This window comes from Psychrobacter sp. 1U2 (assembly GCF_051847575.1).
The window spans coordinates 1-623 of sequence record NZ_JBPYDC010001339.1 but is presented as its reverse complement, the minus strand read 5'-3'; the positions used below and the strand labels follow the sequence as shown (position 1 = coordinate 623).

Here is a 623-nt window from a genome sequence, read left to right as displayed (position 1 = left end):
ATGGTATCGGAATGGGCATGCTGGGCAAAAAACAGATCACTATTATCACTGGTTTGCATAAATTCAATAAATCGGTAAGTGACGGGTCTGTCTTTGACATAGTCGATGGCGTCCATCAAGTTCTCAAAAGCAGTCTCTGCCATCAAAACACTGTTTATTTTAAGCTTGATATCGGTAGTTTCTAATAAGGTATCCATATCAGTAAGCAGTTGCGGTAAGGTATTAAAGCCAGTCATCTTATGAAAGGTGTCGGCATCAAAGCTGTCCATGCTGATATTTAATTGATTTAGGCCAGCTGCTTGCCAATTGGCCAAGTGTTTACCAAGCTTATAACCATTACTGGTCATGGCGACAGTCTCAATGCCCGGTGTCTGTTTAATGGTGTTAATAATCTCGACTACATCACGGCGAATAGAGGGCTCGCCGCCTGTGATTCTTACCTTTTTGGTGCCAACTTGCGCAAACCCGCGAATGAGTGTCGCAATCTCAGGCACACTCAATTCATCATCAGGACGCTTGCCTTGATAACCATTTGGTAGGCAGTATTCACAGCGAAAATTACAAAAGTCAGTAATAGACAGACGCAGATAGGTCAGGCGACGAGAGAAACCGTCAGTTAAAGG

The 623-nt window shown here is 43.5% G+C and carries 1 protein-coding gene; it reads right to left on the bottom strand.

Translation table 11 applies throughout. From position 1 onward, the window contains the following. On the bottom strand, positions 1 to 623 hold a 623-nt coding region (locus tag ACS8FD_RS21965; protein WP_439277428.1), incomplete at both ends, for a radical SAM protein.